At 71.5% G+C, this 21,767-nt stretch carries 21 protein-coding genes; 16 read left to right on the top strand and 5 right to left on the bottom strand.

Translation table 11 applies throughout. From position 1 onward, the window contains the following. Positions 1–239: 239 nt before the first annotated feature. The 6 genes from C7456_RS09295 to folE2 all read left to right on the top strand — a co-directional run bounded on the left by C7456_RS09295 (position 240) and on the right by folE2 (position 5,297). Positions 240–1,571, top strand: a complete 1,332-nt coding sequence (locus C7456_RS09295) for a TRZ/ATZ family hydrolase (RefSeq protein WP_109723469.1) — start codon at positions 240–242, stop codon at positions 1,569–1,571. A 75-nt stretch (positions 1,572–1,646) separates the two neighbouring features. Beyond that, positions 1,647–1,901 (top strand): YciI family protein, encoded by a 255-nt coding sequence (locus C7456_RS09300; RefSeq protein WP_109723470.1) that lies wholly within the window; start codon positions 1,647–1,649, stop codon positions 1,899–1,901. A 120-nt stretch (positions 1,902–2,021) separates the two neighbouring features. Further along, on the top strand, positions 2,022–2,732 hold the full coding sequence (gene ubiG / locus C7456_RS09305; RefSeq protein WP_109723471.1) for a bifunctional 2-polyprenyl-6-hydroxyphenol methylase/3-demethylubiquinol 3-O-methyltransferase UbiG: 711 nt from the start codon (positions 2,022–2,024) through the stop codon (positions 2,730–2,732). Continuing rightward, complete coding sequence (gene gph, locus C7456_RS09310; RefSeq protein ID WP_109723608.1) at positions 2,729–3,403, top strand: phosphoglycolate phosphatase; 675 nt, start codon at positions 2,729–2,731, stop codon at positions 3,401–3,403. The genes ubiG and gph overlap by 4 nt, the downstream gene beginning before the upstream one ends. Beyond that, a complete protein-coding gene (locus tag C7456_RS09315) occupies positions 3,400–4,257 on the top strand; it encodes a squalene/phytoene synthase family protein (RefSeq protein ID WP_109723472.1) in 858 nt (285 codons plus the stop codon). Before gph ends, C7456_RS09315 begins: the two co-directional genes overlap by 4 nt. A gap of 98 nt (positions 4,258–4,355) precedes the next feature. Then, a complete protein-coding gene (gene folE2 / locus C7456_RS09320) occupies positions 4,356–5,297 on the top strand; it encodes a GTP cyclohydrolase FolE2 (RefSeq protein WP_109723473.1) in 942 nt (313 codons plus the stop codon). Between the two features lie 267 nt (positions 5,298–5,564). Here folE2 and C7456_RS09325 read toward each other — a convergent pair whose 3' ends face one another. From C7456_RS09325 to yidD, 3 genes are all read right to left on the bottom strand, one after another. After that, complete coding sequence (locus C7456_RS09325; RefSeq protein WP_109723474.1) at positions 5,565–7,526, bottom strand: CocE/NonD family hydrolase; 1,962 nt, start codon at positions 7,524–7,526, stop codon at positions 5,565–5,567. A gap of 151 nt (positions 7,527–7,677) precedes the next feature. Then, positions 7,678–9,015: a dihydroorotase gene (locus C7456_RS09330; RefSeq protein ID WP_109723475.1), complete on the bottom strand. Its 1,338-nt coding sequence runs from the start codon at positions 9,013–9,015 to the stop codon at positions 7,678–7,680. Further along, positions 9,005–9,265 (bottom strand): membrane protein insertion efficiency factor YidD, encoded by a 261-nt coding sequence (yidD, locus tag C7456_RS09335; RefSeq protein ID WP_109723476.1) that lies wholly within the window; start codon positions 9,263–9,265, stop codon positions 9,005–9,007. The genes C7456_RS09330 and yidD overlap by 11 nt, the downstream gene beginning before the upstream one ends. Before the next feature lie 124 nt (positions 9,266–9,389). On the opposite strand from yidD, the gene dksA reads away from it, so the two are divergent. Then, a complete protein-coding gene (gene dksA / locus C7456_RS17740; RefSeq protein ID WP_170120197.1) occupies positions 9,390–10,478 on the top strand; it encodes an RNA polymerase-binding protein DksA in 1,089 nt (362 codons plus the stop codon). 406 nt (positions 10,479–10,884) lie between these two features. Here the strand turns inward: dksA and C7456_RS09350 are convergent, their stop codons facing one another. Next, the gene (locus C7456_RS09350; protein ID WP_109723479.1) at positions 10,885–11,325 is read right to left on the bottom strand and encodes a SufE family protein; all 441 of its coding nucleotides are present in this window, start codon (positions 11,323–11,325) and stop codon (positions 10,885–10,887) included. 97 nt (positions 11,326–11,422) lie between these two features. Further along, positions 11,423–12,814 carry a cysteine--tRNA ligase gene (cysS, locus tag C7456_RS09355; protein WP_109723480.1) on the bottom strand — a complete coding sequence of 464 codons (1,392 nt, stop codon included), beginning with the start codon at positions 12,812–12,814 and terminating at the stop codon, positions 11,423–11,425. A gap of 160 nt (positions 12,815–12,974) precedes the next feature. Between cysS and C7456_RS09360 the strand changes: the two genes are divergently transcribed. The 9 genes from C7456_RS09360 to argC all read left to right on the top strand — a co-directional run bounded on the left by C7456_RS09360 (position 12,975) and on the right by argC (position 21,698). After that, entirely contained in the window at positions 12,975–13,499 is a 525-nt protein-coding gene (locus tag C7456_RS09360; RefSeq protein ID WP_109723481.1) for a glycine zipper 2TM domain-containing protein, read from the top strand. Positions 13,500–13,852: 353 nt separating this feature from the next. Then, the gene (locus C7456_RS09365; RefSeq protein ID WP_109723482.1) at positions 13,853–14,860 is read left to right on the top strand and encodes an N-acetylornithine carbamoyltransferase; all 1,008 of its coding nucleotides are present in this window, start codon (positions 13,853–13,855) and stop codon (positions 14,858–14,860) included. 10 nt (positions 14,861–14,870) lie between these two features. Then, positions 14,871–15,494, top strand: a complete 624-nt coding sequence (locus C7456_RS09370; protein WP_109723483.1) for an FMN-binding negative transcriptional regulator — start codon at positions 14,871–14,873, stop codon at positions 15,492–15,494. Beyond that, positions 15,491–15,991 (top strand): OsmC family protein, encoded by a 501-nt coding sequence (locus tag C7456_RS09375; protein ID WP_109723484.1) that lies wholly within the window; start codon positions 15,491–15,493, stop codon positions 15,989–15,991. Before C7456_RS09370 ends, C7456_RS09375 begins: the two co-directional genes overlap by 4 nt. 57 nt (positions 15,992–16,048) lie before the next feature. After that, positions 16,049–17,281, top strand: a complete 1,233-nt coding sequence (locus C7456_RS09380) for an argininosuccinate synthase (RefSeq protein ID WP_109723485.1) — start codon at positions 16,049–16,051, stop codon at positions 17,279–17,281. 142 nt (positions 17,282–17,423) lie between these two features. After that, complete coding sequence (locus C7456_RS09385; RefSeq protein ID WP_109723486.1) at positions 17,424–18,701, top strand: acetylornithine deacetylase; 1,278 nt, start codon at positions 17,424–17,426, stop codon at positions 18,699–18,701. An 89-nt stretch (positions 18,702–18,790) separates the two neighbouring features. Then, positions 18,791–20,116, top strand: a complete 1,326-nt coding sequence (locus C7456_RS09390; protein ID WP_109723487.1) for an acetylglutamate kinase — start codon at positions 18,791–18,793, stop codon at positions 20,114–20,116. A 2-nt stretch (positions 20,117–20,118) separates the two neighbouring features. Beyond that, entirely contained in the window at positions 20,119–20,721 is a 603-nt protein-coding gene (locus C7456_RS09395) for a GNAT family N-acetyltransferase (RefSeq protein ID WP_109723488.1), read from the top strand. Beyond that, positions 20,718–21,698 (top strand): N-acetyl-gamma-glutamyl-phosphate reductase, encoded by a 981-nt coding sequence (argC, locus tag C7456_RS09400; RefSeq protein ID WP_109723489.1) that lies wholly within the window; start codon positions 20,718–20,720, stop codon positions 21,696–21,698. The genes C7456_RS09395 and argC overlap by 4 nt, the downstream gene beginning before the upstream one ends. Positions 21,699–21,767 lie beyond the last annotated feature (69 nt).

Raw genomic sequence — 21,767 nt, forward strand, 5'->3', positions numbered from 1 at the left:
GCCCGCGCGCTGCGCGCGGCTGCCGTTGCGTCATCCCTGCGCAAGCAGGGATCCAGTGAAACACACCGTGCGAAGCACACAAAACCTCTTCGCGCAGGCGTAAACCAACGCCACTGGATGACCGGCTTCGCCGTTGAAAGTCGCCTCCGGCTTGCGCCGGAATGACGATCTGACCATGGGGCGGCCGCCGCAGGGCACCGCCCCTTGTCGTATCCCCAACCTCCGCAAGCGAGCACACGATGAGCCCGACCACCCCGCAGCCCGTCGACCTGCTGATCGAAGCCCGCTGGGTCGTGCCCGTCGAGCCGCACGGCGTCGTGCTGGAGGACCACGCCGTAGCGGTGGCCGGCGACCGCATCGTGGCGCTGCTGCCGATCGCCGACGCCCGCGCCGCCTACGCGCCGCGCGAGCGGGTGGAGCTCGGCGAGCACGCGCTGATCCCCGGCCTGGTCAATGCCCACACGCACAACCCGATGACCCTGCTGCGCGGCCTGGCCGACGACCTGCCGCTGATGGTGTGGCTGCAGCAGCACATCTGGCCGGCCGAGGCGAAGGTGATCGGCCCCGAGTTCGTGCGCGACGGCGTGGAGCTGGCGGTGGCCGAGATGATCCGCGGCGGCACCACCTGCGCCAACGAGAACTACTTCTTCCCCGACGCCATCGGCGCCACCTACCGCAAGCTGGGCTTCCGCGCCGTGGTCGGCCTGCCGGTGATCGAGTTCCCCACCGCCTGGGCCAAGAGCCAGGACGAATACTTCGAGCGCGCCGCCGAGGTGCACGACGTGTTCCGCGGCGACGCGCTGGTCGGCACCGCGTTCGCGCCGCACGCGCCGTACACCGTCTCCGACGAGAGCTTCGGGCGCATCCGCGTGCTGGCCGACCAGCTCGACATCCCGGTGCACCTGCACCTGCACGAGACCGCGCACGAGGTCGAGGAGGAGAAGAAGAAGTCCGGCCTGCGCCCGTTCCAGCGGCTGCAGAAGCTGGGCCTGGTCAACGACCGCCTGATCGCGGTGCACATGACCCAGCTCACCGACGGCGAGATCGCCGCCTGCGCCGAGGCCGGCGTGTCGGTGGTGCACTGCCCGGAGTCCAACCTCAAGCTGGCCTCCGGCTTCTGCCCGGCGGAGAGGCTGCGCCGCGCCGGCGTGAACCTCGCCATCGGCACCGACGGCTGCGCCTCCAACAACGACCTGGACATGTTCGGCGAGCTGCGCACCGCGGCGCTGCTGGCCAAGGCGGTGGCGCAGGACGCGGCGGCGTTCGACGCCGCCTTCGCGCTGCGCGCGGCCACGCTGGACGGCGCGCGCGCGCTGGGCCTGGACGCGCGGATCGGCTCGATCGAGCCGGGCAAGCAGGCCGACCTCGCCGCCGTGCGCCTGTCCGACCTGGAGACGCAGCCGCTGTACCACGTCGCCTCGCAGCTGGCCTACGCCACCGGCCGCCACCAGGTCAGCGACGTGTGGATCGCCGGCCGGCGCAAGCTGGCCGCGCGCGAACTGGTGGACCTCGACGTCGAGGCCGTGCTGGCCAAGGCGCGCGCCTGGCGCGAGCGCATCGCGGCCGGTTGATTTTTGCGCTCATCCTCGAGCGCGGAAGTCGAAAAGCGGCCATCCCTGGCCGTACTTTTTCAATAAACTCACGCCATGAACTGTTATCTCGTCCTCGCCATGCGCCGCCCGCAGTTCGACCCGGCAGTGGTGCCGCTGCACCAGCAGTTCCTCGACGAGCTGCGCGGGCAGGGGCGGCTGGAGCGCGCCGGTCCGTTCGGCGACAAGTCCGGTGGCGCCTACCTGCTGCGCGCGGCGGACCTGGACGAGGCGCTGGCGATCGCCCACCGCGACCCGGCGCACACCAGCGGCGGCTGGGACATCACCGTCCGCGAATGGCAGGCGCGCTAAGTTCCCCGTTCCCCGTGACCCCGACCACCCGCCACGACCACCGGCCGCCATTCCCGCGCAAGCGGGCATCCGTCCCGTTGCGGCCCATCCCTGCCGCGTGATGCGGGCGAGGACCCTCCCATGACCCCGAACGCCGCCAACGTCAGCCCCGAGGAAATCGCCCGCTTCGGCAAGCTCGCCGCGCGCTGGTGGGACCCGGACGGCGAGTCGCGCCCGCTGCACGACCTCAACCCGGTGCGTTTCGGCTACGTCGCCGCGCGGGTGGACCTGCGCGGCGCGCGCGTGGCCGACGTCGGCTGCGGCGGCGGCCTGCTCAGCGAGGCGCTGGCGCGCGCCGGCGCGCAGGTGGTCGGCATCGACCTCGGCGAGAAGGTGATCGAGGTGGCCAGGCTGCACCTGTACGAGTCGGACCTGCAGGTCGACTACCGCGTGCAGTCCTCCGCCGCGCTGGCCGCCGCGGAGCCCGGGGGCTTCGACGCGGCGTGCTGCATGGAGCTGGTCGAGCACGTGCCGGACCCGGCCGCGCTGGTCGCCGACCTCGCCGCCATGCTCAAGCCGGGCGGCCGGCTGTTCATGTCCACGCTCAACCGCACGCCGGCCGCGTTCGGCGCGGCGATCCTCGGCGCCGAGTACGCGCTGCGCCTGCTGCCGCGCGGCACGCACCACTACGCGCAGTTCCTCAGGCCGTCGGAGCTGGCGCGGCTGCTGCGCCACGCCGGGCTGGAGCTGGAGGACATCTCGGGCCTGGCCTACAACCCGCTGACCCGCAAGGCGGCACTCAGTCGCATCACCGCCGTCAACTACCTGCTGTGCGCCAGGAAGCCCGCGTGAAGCCCTTGCCCCCGACCATCGAAGGCGTGCTGTTCGACCTGGATGGCACCCTGCTCGACAGCGCCCCCGATCTCCACGCGGCCCTGCAGGCCTACTGCGCCGAGGCGGGCGCGCCGGTGCCGCCGTTCGCCATGGTGCGCGAGGTGGTCTCGCGCGGCAGCCGCGCGATCCTGCGCTGCGCCTTCGCCGAGGACGACGCGGCGCTGCTGCGGCGCATGCCGCGCTACCTGGAGCTCTACGCCGGCATGCTGGCGCAGCACACCGCGCCGTTCGCCGGCATCGCGCCGCTGCTGGAGGCGCTGGAGGCGAAGGGGCTGGCCTGGGGCATCGTCACCAACAAGCCGGCCTTCCTCACCGAGGAGCTGATCAAGCGCATGGACTGGGACCTGCGCGCCAGCGCGGTGGTCTGCGGCGACACGCTGCCGGTGAAGAAGCCCGACCCGGCGCCGGTGCGGCTGGCCTGCGAGCACGCGCGCATCGACCCGGCGCGCAGCGTGTTCGTCGGCGACGACGCGCGCGACGTGCAGGCCGGCCATGCCGCCGGGCTGTACACCGTGGCGGTGCGCTGGGGCTATCTCGACGGCGGCGACCCGGACAATTGGGGCGCCGACGCGGTGATCGACCATCCGGAGCAACTGGCCGCGCTGCTCGGCCTCGGGGTCGCCGCGTGACGGTGGACCTCGCCCACGGCGCGCTGCAGAGCTACGTCGACAAGTGGCTGGCGGTACAGCCGGAGCAGCGCGTCGCGCTGGCCTTCGTCGATCCGGCGAAGTATCCCGGCCACGTCGCGCTGGCCGCGCTGGAGCAGGAGCTGCTCGCGGCCGCCTACGGCATCCGCGAGCCGCAGGTGGCGGCGGCCAAGCTCAACTGGTGGGCCGAGGAACTGTCCGGGGCCGCCGCCAGCGGCGGCCGCCACCCGCTGACCCGCGCGCTGTTCGGCGACGAACGCGCCCGCGCGCTGCCGGCCGAGCGCTGGCTGGCGCCGGTGCTGGCCGCGATGGCGCAGCAGGAGGAGGGCACCGCGGCCGACTTCGGCGCGCAGCTCGCCGCCGCGGCGCAGCTGCACGGCGCGCTGGCGGTGCTGGAGACGGCCTGGTGGTACGGCGAGTCCGCCTCGCCGCAGCGCGCCGCGCGACTGGCCACGCTCGGCCACCTGCTGCACGCGCTGCGCCGGCTGGAGGACGACGCCGAGCGCGACCGCCTGCCGCTGCCGATGGCGCGGCTGGCGCGCTTCGGCCTGAGCCGCGCCGAGCTGCGCCGGCCGGTCGCGGCGCGCGACGAAGCGGTCAAGGCGCAGCTCGCCGACCTGCGGACGGCCTGGGCCGACGCCGCCCGGCTGCCCGGACCGCTGAGCGTGTTCCGCGCGCTGGAGGCGCGCCAGGGCGAGCGGCTGACGCGCCGCGCGCTGGGCGCGCCCGCGCCGGTGCAGGCGTTGCAGCGGGGCGTGGGCGGCGGTCCCGGCGTGGCCTTCGCCGCCTGGAACGCGGCGCGGCGCTGGCAGGCCGCGACCGGCGGAGCCCCGTGACGCAGCGTTTCCGCCGCGCGCCTATTGCGGTGCGGCAGGCTGCCCCAAAATAGACGGTCTCGCGGCGGCGCAGACCGCCCGGCCACAGGATTTTCCCCATGCACAGCCACGAAAACACCGCCCGCCTGCTGCCCGACGTCGCCGTGCAGGCGCAGCCGCACCTGGCCGGCGCGCTGGACTGGGTGGGCATGGACGGCATCGAGGCGCCGGTCAGTTTCGACGCGGGCGACGGCCAGGTGCAGCGCGCCAGCGCGCAGGTCGGCGCCTTCGTCAACCTGGTGCGGCCGGACCGGCGCGGCATCCACATGTCGCGGCTGTACCTGCTGGTGGACGAGTACCTGAGCAAGCGCGCGCTGGACGCGACGACGCTGGAGGCACTGCTGCGCGCCTTCCTGGAATCGCACAAGGACTTGGCCGACCGCGCGCGCATCAGCATCCGCTTCGAGCACCTGGTGCGCCGCGCCGCGCTGCGCAGCGCCAACAGCGGCTGGCGCGCCTACCCGGTGTCGATCGAGGCCTGCCTGGGTGCCGAGGGCTTCCGGCTGGAGCTGGGCACCGAGGTGGTCTATTCCTCCACCTGTCCCGCCTCGGCGGCGCTGTCGCGCCAGCTGATCCAGGAGCAGTTCGCGCGTGACTTCGAGGCTGGCCGGCCGCTCGACCGCGAGGCGGTGCTGGCCTGGCTGGGCAGCGACAAGGGCATCGTCGCCACGCCGCACGCGCAGCGCAGCGTGGCGCGCCTGCTGGTGCGCTTCGTGCCGGGAGCGAAGCTGGACCTGATCGGCCTGCTCGACCGCGTCGAGGCCGCGCTGGGCACGCCGGTGCAGACGGCGGTGAAGCGCGAGGACGAGCAGGCCTTCGCGCTGGCCAACGGCGGCAACCTGATGTTCTGCGAGGATGCCGCGCGGCGCATCCAGCGGGCGCTGGACGCCGACGCCGCCATCGCCGACTTCCACGTGCGGCTGGAGCACCAGGAGAGCCTGCATCCGCACGACGCGGTGGCCTACGCGAGCAAAGGCGTGGCGGGCGGGTACGGCGGCTGAGGCCGGGATCGCCGCGGCGTCGGGGCTGGCGGGACTTGCCGACGGCTCCAGGCCGCCGCGTCATTCGACCCTCCTCGACGTCATTCCGGCGAAAGCCGGAATCCAGTCAAAACATGGTGTGCGAAGCACGCAACATAGGTTTTGTCCGCTTCGCGGGACGTATTGAGACTGGATTCCGGCTTTCGCCGGAATGACGAACAAAAGCACCGCGCTCTCGAAGTTGCGTTGAGTGCCGCGCCACCCCCAGGCAGCGCGGCGTTCCCGGGCTCAATGCCGCAACACGCTCACCGTGACGCTCGACGGATGCTCCGCCGAGTGGTGGATCTTCGTGTGCGCGACCACCGGCTTGTCCTCGTCGTAGTTGTGGCCGCCGGTGTTGAGGTTGCGGTCGAAGCGCGGGAAGTTGGAGCCGGAGACCTCGATGCGCAGCCGGTGGCCGGCCGGGAACAGGTTGCTGGTCACCATCGGCGAGAACGTCACCTTGTAGACCTTGCCCGGCTTCATCGGCTCGCTCGGCTTGTCGTAGCCGTTGCGGTAGCGCAGGCGCTGGATGGTGTCGTCCAGGTTGTAGGCCTTGCCGTCGGGATACACGTCGACCAGCTTCACGGTGACGTCGGTGTCCTTCACGTCGCTGGACACGTACAGCGTGGTCTCGATGTTGCCGGTCAGCTCGGTGTCCTGCGCGAACGGCTCGCTGGTGTAGACCAGGATGTCCTCGCGCGCGGCCTCCTGCTTGCTCTGGTCCATGGCGCCCGGCTCGCCGGTGCCCATGCAGCAGAAGCCGCCGCCCAGCGTGGGCACCGGGTGCAGCGGGTCGTAGGTGAAGCGGTCGGCATGGTCCTTCGCCGGCGCCGCCGGCAGCAGCCTGCCGTCGCCGTGCAGGGTGTTGGCCTTGCCGTCGCTGGCGAGGTAGAAGGTCAGCGGCTCCACGCCCTTCGGCGGCCAGGTGTCGGCGGTGCGCCACTGGTTGGCGCCCATCGTGTAGTAGGTGACCTTCGGCTGCTTGGCGAGCACCGGCGAGTCCACGCCCTTCAGGAACTTGTCGAAGAAGCCGTAGACCAGGTCGTCGTAGGGATAGCGCGCGTCGCCCAGGTCGCGCTCGCCGACCACGGTGTGCTCCTTGGCGCGCTTGTAGGCGCAGTGCAGGGTGGGGGCGATCACCAGGTACTGCTGCTCGGCCGCCGCGCCCTTGGCGTGTGAGCGCACCCAGTTGTAGGCGGCCAGGTTCGGGCCCTGCGAGACGTCGTACCAGCTCACGAACCACAGGCCGGGCAGGTCCACCGGCATGTCGTCGCGCCACAGGCCGCCCTTGGCCCAGGCCGGGTCGTTCGGCGTGCGCTGGATCATCCGGCCGCCGGTGGGGATCGGCATGGCGTCGGCGAACTGGCCGTGCGGGCCGCCGACCGCCGCGATCAGGTCCTGCACCGGCAGGTGCCACAGCGCCTTGCCCCAGTCCACCGGCGGCATCGACGGCGCGAGGTCGAACATGCGCGAGGCCGCCTCGAGCTGCGCGGAGGTGGCGTCGGCGGGGAACATCGGCCGCACCTGGTTCTGCTCGCCGGCGATCCACGGCGCGAACAGCATCTGGAAGGCGCCGCCGCGGTACCAGTTGCCCTGCTCGTAGAAGCCGCCGACGCGGCCGATGCCGGCGCCGAAGCCCTGCACGTTGAACGCGGCGTAGCCCTTGGGTGCCTGCGACACCACGGCGAGCTGCCACTCGGCGGTGGAGGAGCAGCCGGTGGTGCCCACCTTGCCGTTCGACCACGGCTGCGAGCCCATCCACTCGATCTCGTCGGCGCCGTCGCTGAGCGGCGTGCCGAGGATCTCGTAGTTGCCCTCGGAGAAGTAGTGGCCGCGCTCCTGCATCTCGACGAAGGCGTAGCCCTTCTTGATCGCGGTGAGCTCGCCGGTCATGTCGCGCGGCGCGCCCAGCTTCACGTCCCACCAATTGAAGTTGTAGGGGGTGCGCACGAAGATGACCGGATAGCGGCCCGGCCCCTGCTTCGGGTAGTACACGTCGGCCTGCATGCGCTTGCCGTCGCGCATCGGGATCATCAGCTTGCGCTGGATCACCGCGAGCTTTTCCAGCTCCTGCTCGATGTCGTTGCGCTTGGCGATCAGCTTGGCGGTTTCTTCCGGCGTCATCGGCGCGCGCTTCTGCTGCGCGGCGACGGGCAGGGCCACGAGCGCCAGGAGCGCGAGGGCGGCAAGGCGGTCCAGCTTGGGCATGGCAGGTTTTTCCCCTGGGTCGAGAGGCGCCGGCGGCCCTGCGGTGGCGCGGACGACGGCGGGGCCGCGGAGCGTCTCCCACGCCCGGGCGGTGGCGGCGGCCATCGACGAGCGGCCGATGCTAGCGCAAACAGGCTCCCAGAGTGCCGCGTCAGCGCGCGAACGCCAGCCGCTCGCCGCGCACGCCCTCGTCGATGCGCGCGCCGTCCCACACGCGCCGGCCGTTGACGAAGGTGGCGGCGATGGAGTGGGCGAAGGTCTCGCCCTCGAACGGCGACCAGCCGCACTTGGACAGCACCTCGGCGCGCGTCACCGCGTGCGGCCTGCGCGGATCGACCAGCACCAGGTCGGCGGCGTAGCCCTCGCGCAGGAAGCCGCGCTCCTTCACGTCGAACAGCGTGGCCGGCGCGTGGCTCACCGCCTCCACCACGCGCTCCAGCGTCAGCCTGCCCTCGGCGACGCGCTGCAATGCCGCCTGCAGCGCGAACTGCACCAGCGGCAGGCCGGACGGGGCCTGGTCGTACTTCTGCGCCTTCTCCTCCAGCAGGTGCGGCGCGTGGTCGGTGGCCAGCACGTCCAGGCGGCCCTCGGCCAGCGCCCGGGTGATCGCCTCGCGGTCGGCGGCGGTCTTGATCGCGGGATTGCACTTGATGAGGAAGCCGAGGCGCTCGTAGTCGGCGTCGGAGAAGTGCAGGAAGTGCACGCAGGTCTCGGCGGTGATCTTCTTGCCCTTCACCGGGCCGGGCTCGAACAGCGCCAGCTCGTCGGCGGTGGAGATGTGCAGCACGTGCAGCCGGCTGCCGTGCTTCCTCGCCAGCGAGATCGCCAGCCGCGTCGACTTGATGCAGGCCTCGCGCGAGCGGATCAGCGGGTGCTCGCGCGCCGGGATGTCCTGGCCGTACTTCGCGTGCGCCGCGGCGAGGTTGGCGTCGATCGTCGGCGTGTCCTCGCAGTGCGTGATGATCGGCGTGGGCGCCTCGCGGAAGATGCCGTCCAGCACCTCCGGGTCGTCCACCAGCATGTTGCCGGTGGAGGCGCCCATGAACACCTTGATGCCCGGCGCGGCCTTCGGGTCGAGCGCGCGGATCGCCGCCAGGTTGTCGTTGCTGGCGCCCAGGTAGAAGGCGTAGTTCACCGCCGAGGTCTCGGCGGCGCGCGCGTACTTGGCCTCCAGCGCCTCGCGGTCCAGCGCGGGCGGCCGGGTGTTGGGCATCTCCATGAAGCTGGTGATGCCGCCGGCGGCGCAGGCGCGCGACTCGTGCCAGATGTCGGCCTTGTGGGTGAGGCCGGGCTCGCGGAAGTGCACCTGGTCGTCGATCATGCCGGGCAGCAGCCACAGGCCGGCGGCGTCGACCACCTGCTCGCCGGGCCTGGCGTCCAAGTCGCCGCCGATCGCGTCGATGCGGCCCCTGCGCACGCGCAGGTCGGCGTGGAAGCGGCGCCCCTCGTTGACCAGTTCGGCGTTCTTGATCAGCCAGTCAGTGGACATGCGGTTCTCCGGAAGGGCGGCAGCGGGGGAAATGGAAGCGTTCGGGCACCGGGTCGGGGCCGCCCGCGCACAGCGGCTGGCAGCGCGCCAGGCGCCACAGCCCCAGCAGCCCGCCGCGCAGCGGGCCGAAGCGCGCGACGGCGACCCGTGCATAATCGGAGCAACTGGGGTAAAAGCGGCAGCGTTGCCCGAGCAGCGGGCTGAGGATGCGCTTGTACAGGCCGAGCAACAGAAGTATCAAACGGGTCACGGCATTCGTGCTGCTGGAAAAAAACAGCCTGCATGGGATACCGCAAGTATTCCAGAAACACGGTTGCCGGGGTGATGTTCATGGGCTATAACACCCGGCCGCCACGGCCAAAATGGTGAGGGAAATGGCGAAAACCACGCGTAGTTCGACCGCCGCCAAGGCGCACAAGGCCAAGCCCGCCAGCCAGAAGGCGAAGGGTGCCGCAGCGGGCAAGTCGAAGGCCGCCACCGCCAGCCACGCCAAGGTCGTCGCCCGGCCCGCGAAGAAGGCGGCTCCCGCCAGGAAACCGGCGGCGAAGAAGGCGCCGGCCAAGGCCGCCGTGAAGAAGACCGTGGCCAGGAAGGCCGCGGCCGGCAAGCCGGCCGTCCGCAAGCCGGCGGCGAAGCCGGCGAAGAAGGCGCCGGTCGCCAGGAAGGCGCCCGCCGTGAAGAAGGCGCCGGCCAAGGCCGCGCCCGCCAGCAGGAAGGCGGCCGCCAAGCCGGTGGCGAAGCCGGCCGCCAGGAAGCCCGCCGTCGCCAAGGCGCCGGCGAAACCGGCCGCGCGGCCGGCCGCGGCGGCCAAGGCCGCCGCGAAGCCGACGCCGGCCGTCCAGCAGCATTCCCCGGCGCCGCCGGCCGCGCCGCTCCGGGGCAAGGTCGCCAGCGCGGTCGCGCCGGCGACGCCGCGAGTGGCCACCGCCACGGTGCCGGCCACCCCACCCAAGAAGCAGAAATCCCCGCAGTCCTCAATGAAGAACAACCTCGCCACACTCGACAACGGCATCACCCGCGAAGACGGGCGCTACGCGCTCCCGGCCACGGTCAACATCGACCTGCCCGAGGGCTACCGTCCCTCGCCCGACGAGGAGTACATGAACCCGCGCCAGCTGGCGTACTTCCGCAACAAGCTGCGCGAATGGCGCGAACAGCTGGTGGAGGAGTCGCGCCAGACCATGGAGAACCTGCGCGACGAGGTCCGCGACGTCGGCGACGAGGCCGAGCGCGCCACCCGCGAGACGGAGAACTCTCTGGAGCTGCGCACCCGCGACCGCTACCGCAAGCTGATCTCCAAGATCGACAAGGCGCTGCGCCGGATCGAGGAAGGCCGCTACGGCTATTGCGAGGAGACCGACGAGGAGATCGGCATCGAGCGCCTGGACGCGCGCCCCATCGCCACGCTCTCGCTCGACGCGCAGGAGCGCCGCGAGCACCTGCAGAAGCAGATGGGCGACTGAGGGCGGCGGGCGTTCCGCCCGCGCTGCGACGGCAAGGCCCCGCCTCCGCGCGGGGCCTTGGCTTTTTCCGGATGTGTCAGCGCCGCGGCTGCGCGGCGTGGCCGCGCAGCCGCGTCTCGCCGCAGGGTTCGCGCTGCGCGTCGGTCTTGGCGCCTGTTCGAAATCTTCCGAGGCGGCGCGCCGGCAAGGCCGGCTGGATGAAGCACGGGGCGGGCAGGGAGGCGGCGTCCGGCCGTGGCGGTCTCGCGCCAGGTCGATCGCGGCCTCCGGCCGCGACGCATGCCGCGCCGCCATGGACCGACGCGCCCCTCTCCTCGAAGCTGGCGCTTTCCCGCGCCCCTTCGCTCCTGCCAGACCCGTGCGCGGACGGCTCCCGGCACGCGGCGCGGGAGATCGTGACGCGCTCTTACGGCGCTCTTTGCAGGGCCTCGGCCGCGTATTGCTTGAGCCTGGCCAGCATGGCGGCCAGGCCGTTCGAGCGGGTGGGCGAGAGGTGCTTGGCCAGGCCGATCGCCTTGATGAACTCCGGCTCGGTGGCGAGGATCTCCGCCGCCGGGCGGTCGGAGTACACGCGCAGCACCAGCGCGATCAGGCCGGAGACGATGGCCGAGTCGCTGGCCGCGTCGAAGTGCATGCGCGCGGCGTCGCCGCTGGGCACCAGCCACACCATCGACTGGCAGCCGTGCACGCGGTAGTCCTCGGTCTTGAGGCGCTCCGGTAAGGGCGGCAGCTGCTTGCCCAGGTCGATCAGGTACTGGTAGCGCTCGGTCCAGTCGCCGAAGAAGGCGAACTCCTCGGCGATCTGCTGCTGCGCCTCGGCGGCGCTGGCGGTGGCGGTGTCGTTCATGCGCGCATTATGGGCGATAGGGGGTGAGGGGCGAGTAGCGAGGGCGACGCGGCAGATGGCGTCGCGCCCCCGCTACTCGCCCCTCACCCCTCGCTCGTCACCCCTTCGCCAGGCTCCAGCGCGTGCCCTGCGCGCCATCCTCGATCACCACGCCCATCGCGGCCAGCTCGGCGCGGATCGCGTCCGCGCGGGCGAAGTCGCGCGCGCCGCGCGCCGCGCGGCGCTCCTCCAGCAGCGCCTCCACCTGCGCGGCGTCGACGCCGTTGCCCGCCGCCTGCTTGAACCAGGCCTCGGGGTCCTGCCGCAGCAGGCCCAGCGCCGCGCCGCCGCCGAGCAGGGCGGACTTGACCGCCGCGAGTCCGCCGCGCGGCGGGGCCGCCTGGGCGAGCAGGTGGCGCGCCTGCCGGGCGTAGCCGTTGATCGCGGCCAGCGCGGCGGGCGTGTTGAGGTCGTCCTCCAGCGCCTGCTCCACGTCGGCGGGCAGCGCCGGCGCCGCCTCGACGGCGGCGAGGTCGCGCAGGGTGCCGTACAGCCGGTCCAGCGTGCGCGTGCACTGCTCGACCAGATCGGCCGACCAGTCCAGCGGCTGGCGGTAGTGCGCGCTGAGCAGCGCGTAGCGCAGCGCCTCGGCGGCGTGGCGCTGCAGCAGGTCGTGCACCTTCTCGATGTTGCCCAGCGACTTGCTCATCTTGGCGCCGCCGAAGGTGAGCATGCCGTTGTGCAGCCACCAGCGCGCGAAGGTCTTGCCGCCGTGCGCGCAGGTGGACTGCGCGATCTCGTTCTCGTGGTGCGGGAACAGGAGGTCCACGCCGCCGGCGTGGATGTCGATGGTCTCGCCCAGGTGCGCCTCGCTCATCGCCGAGCACTCGATGTGCCAGCCGGGGCGGCCGCGGCCCCACGGGCTGTCCCAGCCGGGCAGCTCCGGGGTGGAGGGCTTCCACAGCACGAAGTCGGCGGGGTTCTTCTTGTACGGGGCGACCTCCACGCGGGCGCCGGCGATCAGCTCCTCGGTGTCGCGGCCGGACAGCCGGCCGTAGTCGGGGTAGCTGCCCACGTCGAACAGCACATGGCCCTCGGCCGCATAGGCGTGGCCGCCGGCGATCAGGGCCTGGATCATCGCGACGATCGGGCCGATGTGCGCGGTGGCGTAGGGCTCCACGTCGGGCGGGGCCACGCCCAGCGCGTCCATGTCCTGGTGGTAGACGGCGGCGTAGCGGCGGGTGATCTCCCCGATCGGCGCGCCGGTCTCCAGCGCGGCGGCGTTGATCTTGTCGTCCACGTCGGTGATGTTGCGGGCGTAGACCACGCGCGGGTAGCGCCGGCGCAGCAGCCGCACCAGCACGTCGAACACCACCGGGCCGCGCGCGTTGCCGATGTGCACGTAGTTGTAGACCGTGGGCCCGCACAGGTACATCGTCACCCGTTCCGGGTCGAGCGGCGCGAACGGCTCGATGCGGCGGCTGAGGCTGTTGTAGAGCTGGATCGGCATGCGGAGCGTCCGGGCGGCGGGCAGGTCAGCCGTTCATCTTAACAAGCCGTGAGCCGGCCCGCCGGCCGACGGGAGTTCTAAGCATCGATTCAGTGTGAATTTGCTGCAATGGCGGGCAAAGCGCAGAGAAGCGCCTAGCATGCCCCGATCCGGAGGTCATATGGCCAAGCTTTTCGTTCCCGCGCTGGTACTCGCCCTTGCGGCTGCCGGCGCGTCCGCGCAGGACGCGCGCTATGCCAGCGACGACAACAGCCACTACGGCTGGGCCGACGTGCTGCGCGTGGACCCCATCTACGGCGTGGCGCGCACCGAGGTGCCGCAGCAGGAATGCTACGACCAGCCGGTGGTGCGCCAGGAGGCTGGCAACACCACGGCCGGCACCGTGCTCGGCGCCATCGTCGGTGGCGTGCTGGGCAACACCGTGGGCAAGGGCGACGGCCGCAAGGCCGCCACCGTGGCCGGCGCGGTGGCCGGCGGCGCCATCGGCAACGGCGTGGCGCGCCGCGGCTCCAGCTACGAGGGCACCCAGACCACCTGCCGCAACGTCAGCACGGTGTCCGAACAGCGCCGCATCATGGGCTACGACGTCGAATACCGCTATCGCGGCGAGGTCTACGTCTCCCGCCTCAACTACGACCCGGGCGAGCGGCTGCGGGTGCGGGTGAGCGTCACCCCCGCCGACTGAGTGCGCCGCGCTTCCGGCCTTGCCGCGACCGCCGCCTTTGGGCGGCGGTCCGCTTTCCGGGGTTTGGCCGTCCGGACGCGCTTGTTGCGCAGCAGCGCGATTCACGTCATGATGCGCGCTCCACCACCCGGAACCCCCATGACCGCAGCCGTCCATACCGCCACCGTGCTCACCAGCGCCCGCATGGCCGCTGGCATGACCTCGCGTGCGCGCCGACCGCTGGACGGACATCCGGCCGGGTAGGCTGTCGCCAGCGTTTCACATGTTTCGACGACAAAGACCCGGCCGACGCGCCGGGTCTTTTCGTTTCCGATTCCCGCCGGGAGGCGGGCCTCACAAAAGGGCAGCGTTGCATGGCACTTCGACACTTCTTGACCACCCAGGACTACAGCCGCGCCGAGATCGACGCCCTGCTGGAGCAGGCCGCCGCCTTCAAGCGCTCGCCGCGCGGCCAGCAGCTGGCGGGCAAATCGGTGGCGCTGCTGTTCTTCAATCCCTCCATGCGCACGCGCACCAGCTTCGAGCTGGGCGCGTTCCACCTGGGCGGCCACGCCATCGTGCTGTCGCCGGGCAAGGACGCCTGGCCGATCGAGTTCGAGCCGGGCAGGGTGATGGACGGCGAGCCGGAGGAGCACATCGCCGAGGTGGCGCGCGTGCTGAGCCGCTACGTGGACCTGATCGCGGTGCGCGCCTTCCCGAAGTTCCAGGACTGGTCGGTGGACCGCGAGGACAAGGTGATCAAGGCCTTCGCGCAGTACGCCACGGTGCCGGTGATCAACATGGAGACGATCACCCACCCGTGCCAGGAGCTGGCGCACGCGCTGGCGCTGCGCGAGCGCCTGGGCGACCTCACGAGGAAGAAGTACGTGCTCACCTGGACCTACCACCCCAGGCCGCTCAACACCGCGGTGGCCAACTCGGCGCTGCTGATCGCCACCAAGATGGGCATGGACGTGACCCTGCTGTGCCCCACGCCCGACTACGTGCTGGACGAGCGCTACATGCAGGCCGGCTACGAGAACGCGCAGGCCAACGGCGGCTCGCTGAAGGTCAGCCACGACATCGAGGAGGCCTACTCGGGCGCCGACGTGGTCTACGCCAAGAGCTGGGGCGCGCTGCCGTTCTTCGGCCGCTGGGAGCAGGAGAAGCCGATCCGCGAGGCGCACCGGCACTTCATCGTGGACGAGGCGAAGATGGCGCTGACCCACCACGGCCTGTTCAGCCACTGCCTGCCGCTGCGCCGCAACGTGAAGGCCACCGACGCGGTGATGGACGCGCCGTACTGCATCGCGGTCGACGAGGCGGAGAACCGCCTGCACGTGCAGAAGGCGGTGATGGCCGCGCTGGCCGGCCAGGGCTGAGCGCCGCGCCATGTACGTGCCCCGGTCCTTCGAGGAGACGCGCGCCGAGGCCCTGCACGGGCTGATCCGCGCGTACCCGTTCGCCACCGTGGTGGCGCGCTCCGCGGCGGGGCTCGACGCCAACCACCTGCCGCTCGAGCTGGTGGACGGCAGCCTGCACGGCCACGTGGCGCGCGGCAACGAGCTGGCGAGGCTGGACGGCGCCGAGGTGCTGGCGATCTTCCGGGGGGCGCAGGGCTACGTCAGCCCGAACTGGTACCCGAGCAAGCACGAGACCGGGCACGAGGTGCCCACCTGGAACTATGCGGTGGCGCACGTGCACGGTCACCTGAAGGTGGTCGAGGACGCGGCCTGGCTGCGCGCCCTGCTGGACCGCCTCACCGGGCGTCACGAAGCGAGCGAGCCGCAGCCGTGGCGCGTCGACGACGCGCCGGCGGACCACGTCGAGAAACTGCTGCGCGCGATCGTCGGCATCGAGATCGCCGTCGAGCGCATCGAGGGCAAGTTCAAGCTGAGCCAGAACCATCCCGAGCGCAACCGCCTCGGCGTGATCGCCGGCCTGCGCCGGCGCGGCGGGGACGGCGACGCGGCGCTCGCCGGATGGATGGCCGAACGGGAGACACCTGCGCCATGAACCACCCGCACCGCTACCGCGTGGACGTGGAATGGACGGGCAACCGTGGCAGCGGCACCTCCGGCTACCGCGCCTACGGCCGCGACCACGTGATCCGCATCGAGGGCAAGCCGGAAATCGCCGGTTCCTCCGACCCCGCCTTCCGCGGCGACGCCGCGCGGCACAATCCCGAGGACATGCTGGTGGCCGCGCTCTGCGCCTGCCACATGCTGTCCTACCTGCACATGGCCACCGTGGCCGGCGTGGTGGTGACCGCCTACGCCGACGCCGCCGAGGGCACGATGCAGGCCGGGGGCGACGGCGGCCGCTTCACCGGGGTGGTGTTGCGCCCCACGGTGACGATCAGCGCCGCCAGCGACCCGGCCAAGGCCGAGGCCGCGCACGAGGCGGCGCACCACGCCTGCTTCATCGCCCATTCCGTGAACTTCCCGGTGCGCTGCGAGCCGCGCATCGTCGTGGAACCGGGAATCGGGACCCGGGCTCCGGGACTCGGTTAGAAGCCGGTGCCGACCCACCCACATCCTTCCCTCAAGGCATCTTTTCAGGAATCCGACATGACGCTGCAAACCGCTTCCCCGAGTCCCGGCTCCAAGCACATCGTCCTCGCCTTCTCCGGCGGCCTCGACACCAGCTTCTGCGTGCCCTACCTCAAGGAACGCGGCTGGGCCGTGCACACCATCTTCGCCGACACCGGCGGCGTGGACGCCGAGGAGCGCGCCTACATCGAGCAGCGCGCGAAGGAGCTGGGCGTGGCCAGCCACGTCACCGTGGACGGCGGCCCGGCGATCTGGGACGGCTTCGTCAAGCCCTTCGTGTGGGCCGGCGAGGCCTACCAGGGCCAGTACCCGCTGCTGGTGTCCGACCGCTACCTGATCGTGGACGCCGCCATCGCGCGCGCCGGGGAACTGGGCACCAGGGCCATCGCGCACGGCTGCACCGGCATGGGCAACGACCAGGTGCGCTTCGACCTGGCGGTGAAGGCGCTGGGCGACTACGAGATCGTGGCGCCGATCCGCGAGATCCAGAAGGAGCACACGCAGACGCGCGCCTACGAGCAGCAGTACCTGGAGGAGCGCGGCTTCGGCGTGCGCGCCAGGCAGAAGAGCTACACCATCAACGAGAACCTGCTCGGCGTGACGCTCTCGGGCGGCGAGATCGACCAGTGGAAGGCGCCGGGCGAGGGCGCGCGCGGCTGGTGCAGGCCGCGCGCCGAGTGGCCGGCGGAGAAGCTGCGGGTCGCGGTGGGCTTCGAGCGGGGCGAGGCGGTCTCGCTCGACGGCCAGAGGCTGCCGGGCGCCAGGCTGCTGGCGAAGCTCAATGCGCTGTTCGCGCCCTACGGCGTGGGCCGCGGCATGTACACCGGCGACACCACCATCGGCCTCAAGGGCCGCATCGTGTACGAGGCGCCGGGCCTGGTCTCGCTGCTCGCCGCGCACCGCGCGCTGGAGGAGGCCGTGCTGACCAAGCAGCAGAACCGCTTCAAGCCGGAGGTGGCGCGCAAGTGGGTGGAGGTGGTGTACGAGGGCTTCTTCCACGACCCGGTCAAGGCCGACCTGGAGGCCTTCCTCGCCTCCAGCCAGGCCTGCGTCAACGGCGAGGTGGTGCTGGAAACCAGCGGCGGCCTGGTCACCGCGGTGGAGGTGCGCTCGCCGCACATCCTCAACGCCAAGGGCGCCACCTACGCGCAGTCGGCCGACTGGGGCGTGGCCGAGGCCGAGGGCTTCATCAAGCTGTTCGGCATGAGCAGCACGCTGTGGGCCGAGGTCAATCGGAGCGACGACGCATGAACGCTGCGCTCTGCTCCCTTCTTCTCGCGGGAGAGGGGCGGGGGGCGAGGGTGCGGATTCGCCGCGACGCCTTGCTCCGCCCGCACCCTCACCCCAATCCCTCTCCCGCAGGGAGAGGAGCTAAGCGGCGTGGGGTGCCGGCATGAACGCGCTGCTCGACGCCACGCTGCAGCATCTCAGGGCGCTGGTCGGCTACGACACGCGCAATCCGCCGCGCGCGATCGGCACCGGCGGCATCTTCGACTACCTGCGCGCCCACCTGCCGGGCTTCGAGGTGACGGTGACCGACTACGGCGCCGGCGCGGTGACCCTGCACGCGGTGCGCGGCAGGCCGGAGGTGCTGTTCAACGTGCACCTGGACACGGTGCCCGATTCGCCGCACTGGACGGCCGACCCGCACGTGCTGCGCGTGACGGCGGACCGCGCGATCGGCCTCGGCGCCTGCGACATCAAGGGCGCCGCGGCGGCGCTGCTCGCGGTGGCGAACGCCAGCGACGGCGACATGGCGCTGCTGCTCTCCACCGACGAGGAAGCCAACGACCCGCGCTGCATCGCCGGCTTCCTGCGCGCCTTTCCCCCGCGCCCTGAAGGCTTGCTCCCGCTCCCTCCGGGAGAGGGCCGGGGCGAGGGTACGGGCGGGGCGGGGACTCCCGCTCTGGCCGAACCCTCACCCCCAGCCCCTCTCCCGCAGGGAGAGGGGAGCCATCGGCAGGGAGAGGGGCGTTATCGGGCGGTGATCGTGGCCGAGCCCACCAGGGGCGAGGCGGTGCTGGCGCACCGCGGCATCCACTCGGTGCAGATGCGCTTCGCCGGCCAGGCCGGCCACGCCTCGGGCGAGCAGAGGCCCAGCGACAGCGCGGTGCACCAGCTGGTGCGCTGGGGCGCGGCCGCGCTGGACTACGTGCAGGCGCAGGCGCACGAGCGCTTCGGCGGGCTCACCGGGCTGCGCTTCAACATCGGCCGCGTCGAGGGCGGCATCAAGGCCAACATGATCGCGCCCACGGCGGACGTGCGCTTCGGCTTCCGCCCGCTGCCGACGATGGACCCCGACCGCCTGCTGGAAACCTTCCGCACCCTGGTCGAGCCGCATCCGGTGGCGTTCGAGGAGCTGTTCCGCGGCCCCTCGCTGCCGGCCGGCGACACCGCCGCCGCCGAGGCGCGCCGGCTGGCCGCGCGCGACCTCGCCGACGAGCTGGGCATCCCGGTCGGCAACGCGGTGGACTTCTGGACCGAGGCGGCGCTGTTCTCCGCCGCCGGCTACACCGCCTTCGTCTACGGCCCCGGCGACATCGCGCAGGCGCACACCGCCGACGAGTGGGTTGCGCTGGACCAGCTCGAGCATTACGCCGAGACCATCCATCGCATCGTCGAGCGGTGCGGCCACGGAAGGTCGCTTTCCGGTTCTTGCGTTCGAGGGTGAGTGCAAACTTGAAAAGTGCGGCCATGGATGGCCGCTTTTTGATTCTCGCGTTCAAGGACGAACGCAAAGGATAAGCCGTACAGGAAAACATGACCGTGGAAAAGCACAAGAACACGCGCCAGACCATCGTGCGGCTGCTCTCGGCGATGGGCAGCGCCAAGGAGATCCAGCAGTACCTCAAGCGCTTCTCGCAGCTCGACGCCAAGCGCTTCGCCGTGGTGAAGGTCGGCGGCGCGGTGCTGCGCGACGAGCTCGGCGACCTCACCTCCTCGCTGACCTTCCTGCAGCAGGTGGGGCTGACCCCGATCGTGCTGCACGGCGCCGGCCCGCAGCTCGACGAGGAGCTGGCCGCCGCCGGCATCGGGAAGAAGACCGTCGACGGCCTGCGCGTGACCTCGCCGAAGGCGCTGGGCATCGTGCGGCGCGTGTTCCAGCAGCAGAACCTCAAGCTGGTGGAGGCGCTGCAGTCGATGGACACCCGCGCCACCTCGGTGCCCACCGGCGTGTTCATGGCCAGCTACCTGGACCGCGACACCTACGGCATGGTCGGCAAGGTCGAGCGCATCAACCTGGAGCCGATCGAGGCCTGCCTGCGCGCGGGCTCGATCCCGGTGATCGCCAGCCTGGGCGAGACCGACGAGGGGCAGATCCTCAACATCAACGCCGACTTCGCCGCCAACGAGCTGGTGCGCGTGCTGCAGCCGTACAAGATCATCTTCCTCACCGGCACCGGCGGCCTGCTGGACGGGGAAGGGCGGGTGATCGACTCGATCAACCTGTCCACCGAGTACGAGCAGCTGATGGCGCAGCCGTGGATCAGCGGCGGCATGCGGCTGAAGATCGAGCAGATCGCCGACCTGCTGGACAAGCTGCCGCTGACCTCCTCGGTGTCGATCACGCGGCCGTCGGAGCTGGCCAAGGAGCTGTTCACCCACAAGGGCTCGGGCACGCTGGTGCGCCGCGGCGAGAAGGTGCTGCGCTTCACCTCGTGGGACGGCATCGACCGCGACCGCCTGCGCGCGCTGATCGAGTCCAGCTTCGGCCGCACGCTGGTGCCGGACTACTTCGAGCGCACCGCGCCGTACCGCGTCTACGTGAGCGAGAACTACCGCACCGCGATGATCCTCACCCTGGAGGACGGCCTGCCGTACCTGGACAAGTTCGCCGTGCTCGACGACGCGCAGGGCGAGGGCCTGGGCCGCGCGGTGTGGCAGGTGATGCGCGAGGAGAACCCGCGGCTGTTCTGGCGCTCGCGCCACAACAACCAGGTCAACATCTTCTACTACGCCGAGTCCGACGGCTGCTTCAAGCAGGAGAAGTGGAAGGTGTTCTGGTACGGCCTGGACGGCAGCTTCGACACCATCGCCCGCTGCGTGGCGCACTGCGCGCGGCGCCAGCCGACCCTGGTGGACTGAGCATGGGCGCGTTCCTCGAACCCGTGACGCTGGAGGGCCGCCACGTGCGGCTGGAGCCGCTGGCGACGGCGCATGCCGACGCGCTGCGGCGCGCCGCCGCCGACGGCGAGCTGTGGAAGCTGTGGTACACCAGCGTGCCCGCGCCGGAGCGGGTCGATGCCTACGTGGACGCGGCGCTGGCGATGCAGGCCGAGGGCGGCGCGCTGCCGTTCGCGGTACGCGCGCTGGCGTCCGGCGAAATCGTCGGCTGCACCCGCTACTGCCACGCCGACGCGGCCAACCGGCGCGTGGAGATCGGCTACACCTGGTACGCCGCCAGCGCGCAGCGCAGCGCGGTCAACACCGAGTGCAAGGCGCTGCTGCTGCGGCACGCCTTCGAGACGCTGGGCTGCATCGCGGTGGAGTTCCGCACGCACTGGCTCAACCGCCGCAGCCGCGCCGCCATCGAGCGGCTGGGCGCCAGGCAGGACGGCGTGCTGCGCAACCACCAGCGCCTGCCCGACGGCAGCTACCGCGACACCGTGGTGTATTCCATCATCGAATCCGAATGGCCGGCCGTGAAGCGGCACCTGGCCTTCAGGCTGGAGCAGGGCGACCAGGCATGAGCGACAAGAAGAGCATCGGCATCGTGGGCGCGCGCGGCCACACCGGCGCGGAGCTGATCCGGCTGATCGCGGCGCATCCGGCGCTGGAGCTGGCCTTCGTCTCCTCGCGCGAGCTGGCCGGCCAGCGCGTGAGCGAGCACAGCGACGCCTACGCGGGCGAGCTGCGCTACGAGAACCTCGACCCCGCCGCGGTGGCGGCCAGGCGCGCCGACGTGGTGATCCTGGCGCTGCCCAACGGCAAGGCGGCGCCCTACGTGGAGGCGATCGACGCCGCGGCGCCGGAGACGCTGCTGCTGGACCTGTCCGCCGACTACCGCTTCGACGAGCGCTGGTACTACGGCCTGCCCGAGCTCACCCGCGGCAAGTGGCGCGGCGAGCGGCGCATCAGCAACCCCGGCTGCTACGCCACCGCGATCCAGCTCTCCGTCGCGCCGCTGAAGGACCTGCTGGCGGCGCCGCCGGTGTGCTTCGGCGTGTCCGGCTATTCCGGCGCGGGCACCACGCCCTCGGACAGGAACGACCCGGAGAAGCTGCGCGACAACCTGATGCCGTACTCGCTCACCGGCCACGCGCACGAGAAGGAGGCGAGCCGGCATCTGGGCGTCCCGGTGGAGTTCATGCCGCACGTGGCGCCGCACTTCCGCGGCCTCACCGTCACCACCAACCTGTACCTGTCGCGGCCGCTGAAGCGCGAGGACGTGCTGGCGCGCTTCCATCACGCCTACGACGCCGAGCCGCTGGTGAAGGTGCTCGACGAGGCGCCGTGGGTGAGCCGCATCGCGCACCGGCACCATGCCGAGGTCGGCGGCTTCGCGCTGTCGGCCGACGGCAGGCGCGTGGTGGTGGTCGCCACGCTGGACAACCTGCTCAAGGGCGCCGCCACCCAGGCGATGCAGAACATCAACCGTGCCATTGGCGTGGACGAATGCACCGCGATACCGGTAAGGCGGGGGCGAGGGGAGCGGAGCGAGGAGTGAGAGAAAGAACGCACTCCCCAAGCCTCGTAACCTTGCCGGTCTTGCCCTTCTCCCACTTCTCACTCCTGG

It is taken from the genome of Fulvimonas soli (assembly GCF_003148905.1).
GTDB classification, from domain to species: domain Bacteria; phylum Pseudomonadota; class Gammaproteobacteria; order Xanthomonadales; family Rhodanobacteraceae; genus Fulvimonas; species Fulvimonas soli.